We start from the raw sequence: 16211 nt of genomic DNA, 5'->3' as shown, positions 1-16211 counted from the left end.
GCGAATTCGCCGAGGCCTGCTTGTTATCCGACATAGTACTGCGAGATTGCCACGTCGGCCTCCGGCCTCCTCGCAATGACAAATCTGGGGGCCTTGAGCCGCCGAATCGCTGCTGCAATACCTGCGGCTGCTAAAGGCGCTCACTGAGCGCCGCTACAGACGCAATCGGTTTGTGCGTTTTATCGATGCCCTGTACGCCCTGTAAGTGCCTTCCCGAGATTGCCACGGGCGCAAAGCGCCCTCGCAATGACAATTCGGGGGTGCTTGCCATTTTAGCGGCGGTTGGTACGAATCGCCCGTGCAGCGCCGGGCGAGGCATGCCTCGCCCCTACAAATATCATCCCGTATTACTCTGATTCGGCGTGGGAGAGCACATAGTCCGCAAAGCGGCGCTCGGCGGCCGTGAGGGGGCAGCCGGCCGGCCAAGCCAGATAGATGCGGCGGAACACGCCGCTGCGGTCCAGATCGAACGACAGCAGCTTCCCCGCAGCCAGCTCCTCCTGCACGGCGAGCGCCGAAATGACCGCAACGCCCAGTCCGCGCTGCACGGCGGCCTTCACGTCCTCCGGCGTGTCGATCTCCGCCACGGAGTGCAGGCAGTCGGCGGCGATGCCGCTGCGGCGCAGGTAGTCCTCGAGCGACTGCCGCGTGCCGGAGGCCGGCTCGCGCCGGATGAGCGGCTGCTGTGTCAGAAGCGTCAGGCCGGAGACCCCCTGCCGCCGGAGCGTGGGATAGGGCTCGCGGTTCGGGGCGATGAGCACGAGTCGGTCGTTCGCGATCGGATGATAGACAAAGCGCCGCGGATCCATGGCTGCGCCGACAAAGCCGAGGTGGACGCGTGATTCGAGCATCAGGCTGTGGATGCGCGCGCTGTCGCCGCGCAGCAGGACATAGCGGCTGTCCGGGCAGCGCTGCAGGAAGCCCGTCAGCAGCTCCGGCAGCAGGCCCTGCCCCGGTGCGGTGGAGGCTCCGAGCCGCAGCGGCGGCTGTTCGGCCTGGCCGAGGGCCTGCAGGCGCTCGCAGCGGTTCAGGATCTCGCGTGCCTGCACATAGACATTCTGCCCCTCCGGGGTCAGCGTGACGGGCCTGCGCGCGCCGCGCACGAGCAGCGGCACGCCGAGCGTCTGCTCCAGCGCGCTGACGTGGGCGCTGACGGTCGACTGCGTCAGATACAGCGCAGCGGCCGCCGCCGTGAAGCCGGAATGCTCCACGGTGGCCACAAAGGATTCCAGCTGCTTCAGGTTGATCTCGAGCATGATCCTGCCTCCCAAACGAGCGTGACAAACCGCGCCGGATATGATATACTAGGACAACACCACATTGCCCTGAATTTGAACAGAAAAGAGGGGTCCTGTTTTGCAGAGCATCTATCTCGACAACGCTGCGACGTCGTTCCCGAAGCCGGCCGGGGTCAGCGACAGCATGAAGCAGTATCTCGACTGCGTCGGCGCGACGATCAATCGCTCCGTCTACGGCCGCGCACAGGAGGCCGGGCTGGAAACGCTGGCTCTGCGCGAGGTGCTCGCGCGGCTGTTTCATTTTCCGGAGCCTGCGACCCATGTCGTCCTGACACCGGGCGCGACGTTCGGCCTGAATCTCGTCATCAAGGGCCTTCTGCGCCCCGGCGACCACTGCATCGTCAGCGGGATGGAGCACAACGCCGTCATGCGGCCGCTGCAGCAGCTCGGGGGCGTGGAATTTGACCGCATTCCCTGCGACAGCGAGGGCTTTCTGCAGCATGGCGCGCTCGAGGGCCTGTTCCGGCCCAACACGCGCCTTGTTGTGCTGGCGCATGCGTCCAACGTCTGCGGCAGTGTGCAGGATGCGGCCGCCGTCGGGGCGGCCTGCGCGCGGCACGGATGCTTTTTCCTGCTGGACGGCGCGCAGACGGCAGGACACTATCCCATCGACTTTGCGGCGCTCCGCCTTTCGGCGCTGGCCGTGCCGGGGCACAAGGGTCTGCTCGGCCCGAGCGGCATCGGCGCGCTGCTGCTGACGGATGAGCTTGCCGCCAATCTCACGCCGCTTGTGGCGGGCGGGACCGGCAGCGCCTCGGACAGTGAGCTGCTGCCGCCGTATCTGCCGGACCGGCTGGAATCCGGCACGCCGAATCTGCCGGGCATCTACGGTCTGCGCGCCGCGCTGGCCTTTGTGGAGCAGCAGGGCGTCGAGCGCCTTCGCCGCCATGAGCTGGCGCTGTGCGAGCGCTTTCTGGACGGCATCGCGCCGCTTTCCGGCGTCCGCCTGTGCGGCACGCGGGAGCCCGGCCGCCGCGTGGGCGTCATCTCCGTGGACCTGCCGGGCCGGGACAATGCCGAGGCGGCGTTCCGGCTGGAGCAGGAGTTCGGCATCCTGACGCGCTGCGGCCTGCACTGTGCTCCTGCGGCACACCGTTCCCTCGGGACGTTCCCGCAGGGGACCATCCGCTTCTCGCTCGGCTTTGCGAATACCGAGCAGGACGTCGACGCCGCCGTTGCGGCCCTGCGGGCGATCAGCACAGGCTGATCCTCGGGCCGCCGTTGTAGGCCTCGACCACGCCGATGCGCTGCGCGCTCGGCACGGCCCCGCGCAGCTCGCGCAGCAGGGCATCGGCGTCCTCCGGCGCAGCGGCGATGAGCAGGCCGCCGGATGTCTGCGGATCATAGAGCATGTCCTGCACGGCAAGCTCCGTACTGCCGGGATCGACGGCCGCCTCGGCATAGTGCCGGTTGCGGTACATTCCGGCGGGCAGGATGCCGTCGCGCGCGAATTCGAGCGCCTCGGGGATCAGGTCAATCTCGCCGGGGAAGAGTGTCAGATGTGTGTCGCTGCCCTGCGCCATCTCAAAGGCGTGGCCCAGCAGACCGAAGCCCGTCACATCCGTGCAGGCGTGCACGGCATAGCGCACCATGCAGTCGCGCGCGGCCTTGTTCAGCGTCGTCATCAGGCGATGCGCCAGCGCCATGGCCTCCGGCGAGGCCAGCCCGGCCTTTGCGGCCGTTGTGAGCACGCCGATGCCGAGGGGCTTCGTCAGCAGCAGCACGTCGCCGGGGCGGGCGGCGGAGTTGGTCAGCAGCTTTTTCGGATGCACGAAGCCCGTGACGGCAAGGCCGTATTTCGGCTCCGGGTCGAGGATGCTGTGGCCGCCCGTGATGATGACGCCCGCCTCATAGGCCTTGTCGTAGCCGCCGCGCAGCAGCTGGTGCACGGCTTCCTTCGGCATGGATTCCGGGATGCACAGCAGGTTCAGCGCCAGCTTCGGCTCGCCGCCCATGGCGTAGACGTCCGAAAGTGCGTTCGTCGCGGCGATCTGCCCGAAGAGATACGGGTCGTCCGCGATCGGCGGGAAGAAGTCCACGGTCTGCACAAGTGCCAGCTCGTCCGTGACCTGATAGACGGAGGCATCGTCGCTCTTGTCAAAGCCGACAAGCAGCCGGGGATCGCTGTGGACCTTCAGGCCGCCCAGAAGCTGCGCCAGTACGCCCGCACCGACCTTTGCGCCGCAGCCCGCGCACGAGGCGAGCTTCGTGAGCTGAATACTCTGTTCTGCCATGGTCAAAACCCTCACATTCGAAATATTTTTTTCAGAATAACGATAGCCGCAGCGCACCGTTTGGCAGCGCCGCGCTCTGGAAAGGAGTTCTTATGAAAGAAAACAAAAAACTCATCAGCGAGATCCTTGCGGATGTCCGCCACGATATGACGGACGAGGAGATCCTGAACCTGCTGGCCTCGAGCCGCATTTCTGTGAACCCGGAGAAGGAGTCCGGCAAGCTGACCTCGCTCGGTCAGCGCGCGGCGGACAGCATCGCAAAATTTGCCGGAAGCTGGGCATTCATTTTTTCGTTCACGGGCGTACTGCTGGCGTGGATGATCCTCAATGTCCTGCTGGCTGCAAAGGCATTCGACCCCTATCCGTTCATTCTGCTGAATCTGGTGCTGTCCTGCGTGGCTGCCATTCAGGCTCCGCTTATTATGATGAGCCAGAACCGGCAGGAGGAAAAGGACCGCGCGCGTGCGGAGAATGACTATAAGGTCAATCTGAAGACGGAGATTATGATCGAAGCACTGCACGATAAGCTCAACCGCATCCTTGCCCGCGAGGAGCTCCTGCTGCAGGTGCAGAAGGAGGAGCATGCACCGCATTACGAAAAGCCGGAGCCTAAAGAGAATTAACGGGTCAGCTCCCGCAGGACATCCAGCACCAGCGTGGCCGAAACGGCTGAGGCGCGGGCGCAGTTTTCCTCAAACGTCCCGATGCCGCTGTGATCCGCCGTGTCCGTCACGGAGCGGATGGCCGCAAAGGGAACACGGTTTACATAACACACATGCGCCATGGCGGCTGTCTCCATGTCGACCGTCAGCGGGGCAAAGCGCGCATTGATCTCTGCGCGGCCCTCGTCCGTGATGAAGGCCTCGCCCGTCACCGTCCTGCCGAAGTGGACGCGGCCGGGGGCCCTTTCCGCGGCACGCCTGCAGGCTGCGAGCAGGTCGGGATCGGAGGCAAACCACACGGACGGCAGATGGGGGTGCGACTCCGTCAGGATCGCCTCTGCCACGTCATGATAGGCGCATTCCGTCGTTACGGCCGTTTCAAACAGGCCGAGCGCGGGGGACATGCCGCCCGCCGTCCCGGCGTTGAGGACGAAATCCGGCGAGATGGTGTCGAGCACGGTCTGCACGGCCAGCGCCGCGTTGACCTTGCACATGCCGGTCGCGGCGAGCACCATCTGCAGGCCGCAGATCCGGCCGATGTGCAGCGTGAGCATGGCGCGTGAAAGGCGCTGCTCCTCCGCCAGATGGGGCAGGAAGGGCGCAAGCTCCTCTTCCGCCGCGCAGAGGATCGCGCCGCAGCGCGGGTCGTGTTGCATGTTCGGCATCTCCCTTTTGTCGTTTTCTCCATTCTATCGTATTTTTCGATGAAAAACAAGTCATAAAATCGGGAGCCGTCCGAGATGGAACGGCTCCCGATTTGGTTATCTGCTGTAGGGGAGCGGACAGCCGGGCCCGGCACTGCCGATATGAACAGGTTTCCGCTGAATGGTATGCGCCGATTGCGTCTGCCAATGGCGCTCATCGAGCGCCCTGTACAGGGGCATTCAAACGAAGAGGGCACTGCTGCACCACAGCACCACCCTGATGTGTCATTGCGAGGAGCGAAGCGACGTGGCGCCCTGAGCGCGAAGCGCGAGGAAGTGCCCTTGGGGTGCAATCTCGTGCAGGCAGTTACGATTTCGTCGATAGTTTCCCACGATTCAACCGGATGCTGCGAGATCACCGCGTCCCTTTTGGGGCCTTGCAATGACAAATCTGATGGCCTAAGCCACCGAATTTGTACTGCAAAAAACCTGCGCCTGCCGCTGCAAAGGGCCTATTGTCCATTCCCGGAACGCAGCTTCTCTCTTCGTGCCTGCTTTCGCTGTTCCTTTTTGAGCCTGCTTTTTCGCTTCCGTATGGCGGCGCGAAGCGGCGGGACGATAAGGAATAGCGAGGCAACGCCTAAAATGATGGAATCGACAATGATGAACGTCCTTGTTCGCTGCCAAAACGGCGCAATACCGACGGAAATCGGATAAAGCTCTTCTTCCCCGCAGACCGCAGAAATTAGAGCGAACACGTTATCTCTGAATGCTGGTTTTCGGACGTAGGTGAATGTGATCGACTGGCCAGTCACGAAGCATTGCTCCAGTTCCTCTGCGGACGAGAAAAATTTCGTTGTTTCTTCTTGATATATGGCGACTGATGTGCCGTTTCTCAATTTCAGCTCATACAGCGGCCTATAGGACCGATTTCCATAGATGTCTGCTACTGCACTTTCCTGAATTTTGATGCATTCTTCTGTTATTATTGTTGTGTTCCCGCATTTTACGCCAATATAGATCGCAACATCACGCCACGCGATCAAGGAAAGCAGGCACAGCATCGAAAATGCGATCGCAGCACGGGCGGAAAGGGAAATCGATCTTCTTTTCTTTTTCTTCATGGCCTATTGCCCCGTTTGACTTCTACCGGGTCTCCGACGCACCCGAGAAAGACGGGCCTTCCTGCGCGGGCAGCATGATAATAATTGGTACGGAGTTTTTCCCAAAAGGCGGGAGAAAAGTAGGCTCCCGCTTTTGGCTCATAGTGATAGGCCGCCTTGAGATATCTGCGGAGCGCCTCGTATAGTGCCGCACTCTCCGGAACATATGCGCCGCTGCAGGCGGGAACAAGGTACAGGCGGCCGACCTCGTATGTCCGCGACATGGCATTCCCCCTGCGGCAATTGCAGAATTCAATTATTGCTGCCTCCGGCATGGAAGCGCTGCATGCGGCTGCAAGCCCGGCCGGGACGATACGGAACTTGCACAAGTGCGTGGACATTTTGTCCTGCACAGCTTCTATCATGGAAAGCGGCGGAACGGCGGCATTTCCGATCCAGAATGTGCCGCCCCGTCGGTCGATTTCCTGAAGGAATCGGACGGCATCCGGCTCTGCGTGGAAGAACGATATCTGACGGGACATGATGGACTCCTTCTATCATAGAGATGTACTGCCGGGCTGCGGCGTGGCTCAGTGCCCGGTGCGTACAACGCGCCGGGTGGTTTCTATGATCGACGCAAAGAAAGCGGCAAGTTCGGCATCCGACAATCTGGCCTGCGCCTTCAGTACTTCCAGCTCCGCGTGCATCCGGCGCGCAACTGCCTCGGAAGAGCAACGGTCTGCCGGAATCAACTGCCCGGTTTCTGCCGCCATGCGGGAAAAAAGACTGCGATCGTGAAGATACAGTGCGGTGTATGCTTTCAGCATGGCGATCCTCACTGGCGGACAGAAGAAATAGCGCTGTACGTCCCGAGCGGTCAGCAGATACTCCATGAGAAGCTGCGGCGTAGCGATCCGTTCAAAGAAAGGAAGCACCTCTTTCTGCAGAGCGCTGATCAAACGGTCGACGTCTATCTGTTTGGAGTTTCGGCCGTTGGTGATCTCGGAGATACGCCGACCATAGGTAAGATATCGCGTGCTGCAGGGTATGTAGAGTGGCATAATGAAATAAGTCGGGTATATGAGACTTGACGGCCGTTCAAACAGAATGCACTGCATGATATCGTGATGCTCGCGGGTATATAGCCGCCCTTTTTTAGAAAAGCCTGCTTTGATGATAAATCCGGATAACGCGGCGGGGATGATATCGCTGCTCATGCGGAGTGGCCTCCCTTTGACATGAAATGGAAAACGCCGAAAGCAGGCCCGCTGCGGCTTTCCCTGAGCGCCATGCAGGTCGGCAATATTTGCGGTATTGATTTTATGGCGCACGGCCCTCAGGTTTGTCATTGCGAGGAGGCCGTAGGCCGACGCGGCAATCTCGGGAAGGCACTGCCGATAGGTACAGACCATCATCAAAACGCCACGCGCCAATTGCGTCTGCCAATGGCGCTCATCGAGCGCCCTGTACAGGGGCATTCAACGGAAGGAGAGCACTGGTGCACCACAGCAGGGGAGCACGGCGGTGAGAACGGTATGCTTCTGCTTCCATTATGACGGATCGCGCAAAAATGTCAACAAAATTTTCAAAAATTCCTCTGCAGAGCAGGTGGAAAAAATTCGTCAGAAAACCCGCCGCCAACTTCATTGGACGAAACAAATCGCCGGAATTTTACGTCACATTCCGTATCGTAACGAGATGCGTCGGCGTGAATAAAATCACGCAGCCAGAAATGAGATAATCAGGAATGTAGTCTATCATGAGTCAGAATAAGGCTAGTTAACTTGAAATTATGCTAAAAGAACTGCCTGTTGACAAATGAGAATGTCTCGTGTATGATCAAATCAGGATTCGGCATCGCCGAACAGAGACATGATACAGGAGGAGAAACCATTGAAAGCGGGAAAGAAACTGTTAGCGCTGCTGCTGACGGTCTGCATGCTGCTGTGCATGCTGCCGACGGTGGCGTTTGCTTCCGGCAGCGATTATCTGAAGATCGCCATGCTGGACAGCGGCCGAAAGTATTTTTCGGCAGATTGGGTCAAGGCCTTCCTCTATGAGGCAAAGGCGGACGGCTATACGCACGTCATGCTCGCGGTGGGCAATGACGGTATGCGCTTCCTGCTGGACGACATGTCGCTCACCGTGGGCGGCAAAACGTATTCCAGCGACGCGGTCGCCTCGGCTATCCGCGCGGGCAACAACGCCTACACGACGGCATCTTCGGGCGAGTGGACGGAAAGCGAGATGGACGAGTTCTTTGCCACGGCCAAGAAAGCCGGCATCGAGATCATTCCGCTGCTGAACAGCCCGGGCCACATGGACGCGGTGCTGTATGCCGCGTCCTCCCTGACGGGGACGAACTGCAGCTACAACGGCTCGAGCCGCACCATCGACGTGACGAACGACACGGCCGTCCGGTTCTCGCAGGCCTTCCTGCAGAAGTATGTCGATTACTTTGCGGGCAAGGGCTGCCGCTATTTCAACTTCGGCGCGGATGAATACGCCAACGACCGCTACACGAGCGGCTCCATGGGCTTCGGCAGCCTGCAGAACAGCGGCAAGTATGGCTACTTCATCAAATATGTCAACGAGCTTGCCGCCATGGTCAAGCAGGCGGGCATGACGCCCATCGCCTTCAATGACGGCATCGAGTTTGCCAACAAGATGAGCGCCTCGGTCGGCTCGACGACCTACACGTTCGACCGCGACATCGTCGTGTGCTACTGGTCCGGCGGCTGGAGCGGCTACACGCCCCGCACGGCGGCCAACCTTGCCTCGGATGGCTTCCGTATTATCAACACGACAGGCGACTTCTACTATGTCCTCGGCAAGAACGACAGCTTCGACAATGGTTATACCTATGCCGCCAACTGGAGCAATTATAAGGTGTGCGGCACGAGCCTGAGTGCCTCCTCCGTGATCGGCGGCATGTTCTGCATGTGGAGCGACTATCCCGGCGCAGAGACGCAGACGCAGGAAGCCAAGAAGATCCGCCTGCCGCTGCGCGCCATGGGCCTCGCCATGGACGGCGCCTACACAAGCGGCATGGACACGTCCGTCGTGCCCGGCGGCTTCAACGCCGACGGCTCCATCAACACCGATCCTCCCGCGCAGAGCCACGACTACCGTCAAACTGCCTCGACGGCTGCGACCTGCACGGAGGCGGGCAGCGTGACCTATACCTGCGCCGACTGCGGCGACAGCTACACCGAGACCGTTCCCGCCCTCGGCCACGATTACGCGGCGGCAGACGATGCGGGCGACACGATCTACACCTGCACGCGCTGCGGCGAGCAGCATTCCGAGCTGCTGCCGCGCGAATATGTCTCCGTCAAGACCGGCAAGACGACCGAGGCCTACACGCTCGAGGGCGAGCAGACTTTCACCCACACGGGCGACGCCGCCATCGCGCGCGGCGAGCTGACCGTGGTGCAGGGCACGGGCACGAAGGTGCCCTATTCCGCCAGCGCCTCGGCCTCCGTCTCCGGCTATACGGACGGCGGCTACAACTGCGTCGCCTCCAAACTTATCGACGGCGATACCTCCACCTACTACTGGTCCACCAGCAGCCAGACGTCCGGCATGTATGCCCGTGTCGACCTCGGCGCGGAGGTCCGCTTTGACGCCGTGCAGATCAGTGCTCCGGCGCACGGCGACTACTGCACGAACGCCAATGTCCAGCTTTCGTCTGACGGCCGCACCTGGACGACGATCGGCACGTTCACGAGCAGCCGCAGCACGGCTGTGACGAAGACCTACGCCGTCCCGTCCTCCGTCGAGAGCTTCCGCTACATTCAGGTCGCCCTCACGACGGCGCGCAACTACTGGTGGCAGCTGTCCGAGATCGCCTGGGGCAGCTATGACGGCGCGACGTTTACCCGCGCCGCCGCTTCCGGCACGGTCCAGACCGGCACGGCTCCCATGACGGAGGTCCGCTTCACCGGCGTGGCTGCCGGTACGACGTACTACGTCATCGGCGGCACCCGCTATGTCATCGAGGTCGAGGCCGACCATGTCCACAGCTATCAGGAGGTCAGCCGGACCGCCCCGACCTGCACCGAGGACGGCGTGACGACCTACCGCTGCGAGACCTGCGGCGACACCTATACCGAAACGACTCCGGCCACCGGCCACAGCTACACGGCCGCCGTAACGGCTCCGACGTGCACGGAGAAGGGCTATACGACCTACACCTGCACCGCCTGCGGCGACCATTACACGGCGAACGAAGTGGCTGCGCTCGGCCATGATTATGCGGAGACCACCGTTCCTGCGACCTGCACGGAAAACGGCTCCGTGACGCACACCTGCACGCGCTGCGGCAACAGCTACACCGAGACCCTCCCGGCCACGGGCCATACCTACACCGTTTCCGGCAGCGAGGCAACCTGCACCGAGGGCGGCAAGACCGTCCATACCTGCACCGTCTGCGGCGACACCTATACCGAAACGACGCCTGCGCTCGGCCATGATTACAAGGCCGTTGTGACGTCCCCGACCTGCACGGAAAAGGGTTACACGACCTACACCTGCAAGCGCTGCGGCGACCATTACACGGCAGACGAGGTGGCCGCGCTCGGCCACGACTACAAGGCTGTCGTGACGTCCCCGACCTGCACGGAGAAGGGCTACACGACCTATACCTGCAAGCGCTGCGGCGACCATTACACGGCGGACGAGGTGGCCGCGCTCGGCCACGACTACAAGGCCGTTGTGACGGTTCCGACCTGCACGGAAAAGGGCTACACGACCTACACCTGCGCGACCTGCGGCGATACCTACACGGCAGACGAGGTGGCCGCGCTCGGACATGACTACGAAGCCGTCGTGACGGCTCCGACCTGTACCGAAGACGGCTACACGACCTATACCTGCAGGAACTGCGGCGACCGCCGCACGGGCCATGTCGTCGGTGCGCTGGGCCACTCCTATGAGTGCACCGAGAACGGCAATGACCGCATCTACACCTGCACGCGCTGCGGCGATACCTACACCGAGGCCATCCTGCCGACGGTCGAGGTCAAGCTCCAGCCGGGCGAGACCTACACGTTCCACACCGAGGACGCCGCTGTGACGGAGTCCGCCGATCCCGCCGTCGCTGCGACGACGATCGAGGCGCTCTCCGGCGGCTATCAGCAGGTGACGGAGCTTGCCGAGGGGACGTTCCTCCTCGTGAGCGGTGACCGGATGCTGACGGCGACGGCCTCAACGTACTACAGCTCCTGGGACGGCGCGGGCACTGTGAGCGGCCTGACCTGCGCGGCCTACAGCACGACGGGCGACCTGTCGAACGCCCTGTGGACCGTCACGGCGGTCTCCGGCGGCTACACCGTGCAGAGCGCGGACGGCCGTTACCTGAATCTCACGGAGAGCACCCGCTCTGCAAGCGTGACGCTGACCACTGCGCCGCAGGTCCTCACGATCACGGATCTCGGCAGCGCCTTCTCCATCCGCTTCAGCGATACCTATCTCGACCGCTACAGCACAACGTTTGCGGGCGCCTATCCCGGCAATGCGAACGCGAACGAGCGGTGGCAGCTCTATCGCGCGGTTCCTGCGGGCTATGACGTGACGATCACCGGCGTGGCCGAGGGCGCGACCCGCACCGTCATCGGCGGCGTGCGCTATGCCGTCACGGTCCACGCCCATGCCTACACGGCCACCGTCACCACGGCGGCGACGTGCACGACGCCCGGCGTCCGCACTTATGCCTGCGCCTGCGGCGAAAGCTACGCCGAGGCGATCCCGGCAACGGGCCACAGCTATGTCCGCACGGAGGAAAACGGCAATTACGTCTACACCTGCTCCGCCTGCGGCGACAGCTACTCCGAGCCGGTGAAGACCGCGACCTATGACTCCGTGAGCAGGCTCACGTCCGGCGGCCGCTACGTTCTCACGGTCTACGCCAGCGGCGGCTACTATGCCATGACGCACGACGGCACGACGATCGGTGCGCAGGCCGTCACCATCGAAAACGGCCGGATCACCTCCGACGTGACCGAGAGCATGCTCTGGGATTACTCCAACGGCTGTTTCAGCTTCCAGAGCGGCACGACGACGTATTACCTCTATAAGTCCGGCAATTCCTCTCTGCGCATCAGCACGTCCGGCACGAGCGTCTCGTACTGGTATAACCGTCTCGGCTTCGGCAATGCCTACCTGCGCTACTCTAACGGCTCGTTCTATCTGACCCGCTGGAACTATTCCTACTGCTACCTGTTCCAGGAAATGAACGGAATCTGACGGGAAAAATGCGACCGGGGCCGGCTCGAAAGAGCCGGCCCCGGTTTCGCCTGTCAGAAAACCCGCCAAGCCAAAGGTTTCGAAGGGAAGAAACCGTCAGGGTTTCCTTTCGCGTTCAATCACCCGCCGCAGCGGCAGAACTGCAAAATCATGCTGCAAAATTTGATTTTGCAATTATGGAAGCAGCTTGGCGAAAAAGCCCCGGAGGGACTTTTTTTGACAAGCCGGTCCCAGCTTTGCGATTTTGATGGTGCAGAAAATAGAGAGGATAGCGGGAAAATGATGGCCGTGGTATAACATTCTTGGATAATATGCCTGATAAACTGTAATTTGTTATTTACTTTTTGTGCTGCGCGTTATATACTAAAAACGGCAGATGGCGGAGTGAGGACACGGCGCTGTCTGACTGAATTTCGGAGGGAACGATCATGAAAAAGAGACTACTTGCGCTCCTGCTGTGTGCCGTAATGGCCTGTGCGCTTCTTGTTCCGGCATTCCCCACTGCCGCCGCTGCGGAGGTGACAGAAACTGACAAGGAGATCCGTCTTTCGTGTACGGATACATGTGTAGCCGTGATCAACAAGGAAACCGGCGCTTTGACCTTTGAAGGCGATGGAGATATGGTCCAAGGTTACAAGATGAAGGTCCGCTTTTCCGATTACAGCGATTATATTCGAAAGGTGACCCTGAAAGCTGGTATGTTTGAAATCCCAAGCGGGGCATTTGAAAACTGTACCCGGCTCGAAAGTGTAAATCTGTTTTCGGCCTCAGCTATTTATGAGAATGCATTCAAAAACTGCTCAAGCCTGAAAGATATCAAAATCACGGGTAATGTAAATTATATTTCCGGAAGTGCTTTTGCAGGCTGTATAAGTATTACAAAATTTGATCTGAGTAAATATAACACTTTTTATAAGATCGATGAGGCAGGGGCCCTATATCGGGATACCAAGCTTATTCGGTACCCTGCGGGTAGAACCGGAAGCTATGAAGTCCGTGCTATGACGAGAGAAATCGGTGAGGGAGCGTTTGAAGGCTCCTTAGTCCACGATGTTGCACTGCCTGACTCTCTTTACAGAATCGATAAGAGAGCATTTGCCGACTGCCCCAATCTGACCGGGCTTACCATTCCAAAATCTACGGTGAACATTGAAAGGTGCATCAGTTTAGGCAGTCCTAATTTCCGCGGGTTTCAGGTGGAGTCGAATAATCGTTTTTATTCTACGGATTCCTATGGCGGGTTATACACGACAAAGAATTTATCCGGAAACCTGGAGTTTAAAGAGTGCCCGGGGGGCTTCCGCGGGAAGTATGTCCTGCAGGCTGGAACGCGGATTGTAAACGGATTTCATGAACATGACGGTGTGACGGAAATCTGGATGCCGGACAGCGTAACAGAAGTTTACTATTCTGACGGCTGCAAGAATCTTAGCAAAGTCAGACTATCTAAGAACTTATTAACAATAGATTCTACCGCTTTTAGAGACTGTGCCGCACTGCGTGAGATCGTGTTTCCGGAGAGCGTTAAAACAATCGGTGAGCGCGCCTTTTCTGGCTGTATTTCACTCAAGCACGTCTATTTTATGGGAGATCTGCCTGAAATCGGCTGGCTCAGCTTCGCTGACAGCAATGCAATAAGTGACTTTGCTGCGATCCCCGGCATGGTGTTTTATTACCGGGAAGGAACCTCAGGATGGGGACCGACAGTTTTTGATCAAACTTTAAGCTACCCCACAGCGGTTTGGACAACAGCCCCCTATACGGATGCCAGCCCGGACAGCTGGTATGCCTCGGCCGTGCGGTATACTTACGACAATGGTCTTATGAACGGCACAGGCGAATACAGCTTTGAGCCGGAGAGCAGCATGACCCGCGCGATGCTTGTGACGGTCCTCTGGCGCTATGCCGGACAGCCGCAGGCTGCTGCCAACCCCTTTACGGATGTTCCGGGCGGCGAGTGGTACACGCAGACTGTCGCATGGGCAGCGGAGAACGGCGTGGTCAACGGCATCGGCGGCGGTAAGTTTGATCCGAATGGCCGCGTAACCCGAGAGCAGGCAGCGGCGATCCTGTTCCGCTATGCGCAGAAGGTTGGCGCTGCGTCCGCGGAGCGTGCTGATCTGTCCGGCTTCCCGGATGCGAACGCCGTGTCGGATTATGCCAGCGATGCCATGCGCTGGGTTGTGGCGGAGGGCATCATCGGCGGCAGCCGCGAATACGACGGCCGCGATTGGCTCAAGCCGCAGGGAAGCGCCACCCGCGCACAGGTTGCGGCGATCCTCATGCGCTACATTGAAAACGTTACAAAATAGGGAAAAGGAACGGCTGCGCCCCGGTTTCGGAGCGCAGCCGCTTTGCATGGTTTGCGTGGTATGGTCGGAGGGCCACAGCATAAAGCCGCAGCCCTCCGTCTTTATGTTATATGAGGGAGCCTTCACACAAAGTGATCTCGTGCAATCATGGCCAGCCGCTCCTGCAGGTCGGGGCTGAAGCCTGCGAGGTCCTCGAGCGGGATGGTCTTGTCACCCAGCAGATAGAGCAGGTTATAGTACATTTCGGAGCGGCTGACATCGGCCACGACACCGACGCGCTTCTTGTCCTTGCGAAGCCTCTTCTCCAGCTCCCAGAACTTGTCGGATGCCTTGCCGGGCCCGGCCAGCAGGGCCGCGTAGGATTCAGCCAGCTGCTCCATGCAGCGCTCCTGCCACTCCGGCAGCCTTTTGCGGAACAGCTTCCAGTCGGATTCGTTTACGGGCAGCATGGGGGACCTCTTGTGTAGAATAATTTGACGTTTGCAGGGATGACAGAATGTCTGATGCGGCTTTACTCCTTCTTCGGCAGAACGCAGATCGGGGTTCAGCTTGCCCAGAATGGAGTGGAGCTTCTTGTCCGAGAGGGCGGAATCCACCTCGTAGGTGGCGTACACCCGGAACGCAAAGGGGACCGCCGAGCTGCGGTTCAGCTCCGCGAGCCGCTGCTTTACATCCGTGGCATAGCCGAGCTTCCCATATTGCGGGAAGGAGGGATTCGTGAGAATGTAAATGTATCCGGTCGTGGTCGTCTGGGTCCTTTCGTGAGGGTGGAAAGATTGTGCTATTTTGGGCCTCATAATAGGCCTCCCTGGCATCGGAGATCAGCATCTCAATACTGATGTATTTAACGGCTTGCTTCTTCGTCTCAGCGCGATTTGTGCGGATCGCAATCGTTATAGGTCAAAATATTATGGATCCCGGCGTTCTTTGTCTCAGCGCACCGCGTGCGGATCGCAACCGAGACCCAATCGGCGACGTGGCGTGGTGTTACACTTTGTCTCAGCGCACCGCGTGCAGATCGCAACGGCAAATGTGCACAAAGCACCGCGTGCGGATTTGTGGAATGCGCTGTGAGTCGGTAGATAGCTTTTCGCAGCACGAAGATCTGCTGCGCGCTGACTATTTTCCCGAGCTCTTCTGCTACCAAAGCAGCCTCTGCTGCCATTAACGGTAGCCCCGGACGGACAATCGACCGGTTTTCTCCGGTGCGAACGGCACCGGCATTTTATATCTGCCTGCCCTTCGCGTCAGGCAATGCTTCTGCGGATGCCCATACTGGCGGGCGTTTTGGGGAGAGCGTGCAGACGCTCGATTTCCCGATGATGGTACTGCACAAAGGCGGGGTAGTCCCGCGCAAGGGAATCGAGATCAAGAGCTTTTGACATAGAGTCATAATGCTGCAGCAGGAAGGCGGAATAGAGATCACGTTGGAGATGCTCACCGTCCTGCATTTCGTTCCAACGCCGGGAAAGAGACTTTTTAACATATTCACCGGTCAAATGATTATATTGGCTTGCTTTGATGTCTGCCGGGTTGATCTCTACAACATTCGGCAGCCCGAGAGACTTGCATTTTTGCCGCAATATTTCGATCAGCATGGCGGGTGCCTTGTTGGCAATGGACTTTCCAAACCGCTTTTTGCTTCGGGGCTTTCCGGTCTTTTCAGATATCACGGTCTTCTTTGCCCGGTGCGTCAGGGAAGACCATTCCAT

11 protein-coding genes and 1 pseudogene are annotated in these 16211 nt (G+C 59.8%); 5 read left to right on the top strand and 7 right to left on the bottom strand.

Annotated elements, in window-relative coordinates; genetic code table 11:
• Positions 1-347: 347 nt before the first annotated feature.
• Positions 348-1256, bottom strand: coding sequence for a LysR substrate-binding domain-containing protein (locus tag ACMKFF_RS04150; protein WP_419496142.1), 909 nt, complete (start codon positions 1254-1256; stop codon positions 348-350).
• Between the two features lie 100 nt (positions 1257-1356).
• Between ACMKFF_RS04150 and ACMKFF_RS04145 the strand changes: the two genes are divergently transcribed.
• Complete coding sequence (locus ACMKFF_RS04145) at positions 1357-2505, top strand: aminotransferase class V-fold PLP-dependent enzyme (RefSeq protein WP_419496141.1); 1149 nt, start codon at positions 1357-1359, stop codon at positions 2503-2505.
• Here ACMKFF_RS04145 and selD read toward each other — a convergent pair.
• The gene (gene selD, locus ACMKFF_RS04140; protein ID WP_419496140.1) at positions 2492-3532 is read right to left on the bottom strand and encodes a selenide, water dikinase SelD; all 1041 of its coding nucleotides are present in this window, start codon (positions 3530-3532) and stop codon (positions 2492-2494) included. The two genes, ACMKFF_RS04145 and selD, sit on opposite strands and share 14 nt — an antisense overlap.
• 92 nt (positions 3533-3624) lie before the next feature.
• Here selD and ACMKFF_RS04135 point away from each other — a divergent pair, with 92 nt between their 5' ends.
• On the top strand, positions 3625-4155 hold the full coding sequence (locus tag ACMKFF_RS04135; RefSeq protein ID WP_417325879.1) for a DUF1003 domain-containing protein: 531 nt from the start codon (positions 3625-3627) through the stop codon (positions 4153-4155).
• Here the strand turns inward: ACMKFF_RS04135 and mtnN are convergent.
• The 3 genes from mtnN to ACMKFF_RS04120 all read right to left on the bottom strand — a co-directional run bounded on the left by mtnN (position 4152) and on the right by ACMKFF_RS04120 (position 7158).
• Positions 4152-4850 carry a 5'-methylthioadenosine/S-adenosylhomocysteine nucleosidase gene (mtnN, locus tag ACMKFF_RS04130; RefSeq protein ID WP_419496139.1) on the bottom strand — a complete coding sequence of 233 codons (699 nt, stop codon included), beginning with the start codon at positions 4848-4850 and terminating at the stop codon, positions 4152-4154. The genes ACMKFF_RS04135 and mtnN overlap by 4 nt on opposite strands.
• Before the next feature lie 500 nt (positions 4851-5350).
• Positions 5351-5962: a hypothetical protein gene (locus ACMKFF_RS04125; protein WP_419496138.1), complete on the bottom strand. Its 612-nt coding sequence runs from the start codon at positions 5960-5962 to the stop codon at positions 5351-5353.
• A 569-nt stretch (positions 5963-6531) separates the two neighbouring features.
• Positions 6532-7158, bottom strand: coding sequence for a hypothetical protein (locus ACMKFF_RS04120; protein ID WP_419496137.1), 627 nt, complete (start codon positions 7156-7158; stop codon positions 6532-6534).
• Between the two features lie 21 nt (positions 7159-7179).
• Here ACMKFF_RS04120 and ACMKFF_RS04115 point away from each other — a divergent pair, with 21 nt between their 5' ends.
• The 3 genes from ACMKFF_RS04115 (at position 7180) to ACMKFF_RS04105 (ending at position 14499) form a co-directional block, all read left to right on the top strand.
• Positions 7180-7497: a hypothetical protein gene (locus ACMKFF_RS04115; protein WP_419496136.1), complete on the top strand. Its 318-nt coding sequence runs from the start codon at positions 7180-7182 to the stop codon at positions 7495-7497.
• 337 nt (positions 7498-7834) lie between these two features.
• Positions 7835-12187 carry a family 20 glycosylhydrolase gene (locus tag ACMKFF_RS04110; RefSeq protein WP_419496135.1) on the top strand — a complete coding sequence of 1451 codons (4353 nt, stop codon included), beginning with the start codon at positions 7835-7837 and terminating at the stop codon, positions 12185-12187.
• Positions 12188-12615: 428 nt separating this feature from the next.
• On the top strand, positions 12616-14499 hold the full coding sequence (locus ACMKFF_RS04105) for a leucine-rich repeat protein (protein WP_419496134.1): 1884 nt from the start codon (positions 12616-12618) through the stop codon (positions 14497-14499).
• 122 nt (positions 14500-14621) lie between these two features.
• Here the strand turns inward: ACMKFF_RS04105 and ACMKFF_RS04100 are convergent, their stop codons facing one another.
• Together ACMKFF_RS04100 and ACMKFF_RS04095 are read right to left on the bottom strand one after the other, a co-directional pair.
• A complete protein-coding gene (locus tag ACMKFF_RS04100) occupies positions 14622-15296 on the bottom strand; it encodes a GIY-YIG nuclease family protein (RefSeq protein ID WP_419496133.1) in 675 nt (224 codons plus the stop codon).
• Between the two features lie 450 nt (positions 15297-15746).
• Positions 15747-16211, bottom strand: a pseudogene (locus ACMKFF_RS04095) (RNA-guided endonuclease TnpB family protein); the annotation flags it as partial.

This window comes from Faecousia sp. (assembly GCF_048519415.1).
GTDB lineage: Bacteria > Bacillota > Clostridia > Oscillospirales > Oscillospiraceae > JAZOXB01.
Note: the sequence above shows the minus strand (reverse complement) of the source record. Positions and strands in the feature narration are given on the sequence as shown.